1 protein-coding gene is annotated in these 231 nt (G+C 35.1%); it reads right to left on the bottom strand.

From position 1 onward, the window contains the following. The coding region (locus BOQ64_RS24345; RefSeq protein ID WP_228448546.1) for a hypothetical protein at positions 1-231 on the bottom strand (231 nt) is incomplete at both ends.

The raw sequence follows: 231 nt of genomic DNA, 5'->3' as shown, positions 1-231 counted from the left end.
TTTGGTTCCCTGGACCGTCTTATTAATCCCTGTAGGATTTCCAAGTCTTGAAAGATGCTTGATAAAAGTTATTATTAAAGGAGATGTATTACTCAGAATTCTTTCTTGATGAGTATTGCTACCATTGGTGCATTTGGTTCCCTGGACCGTCTTATTAATCCCTGTAGGATTTCCAAGTCTTGAAAGATGCTTGATAAAAGTTATTATTAAAGGAGATGTATTACTCAGAAT

The sequence above is a fragment of the Chryseobacterium sp. CH25 genome, from assembly GCF_004119455.1.
Classification (GTDB): domain Bacteria; phylum Bacteroidota; class Bacteroidia; order Flavobacteriales; family Weeksellaceae; genus Chryseobacterium.
Note: the sequence above shows the minus strand (reverse complement) of the source record. Positions and strands in the feature narration are given on the sequence as shown.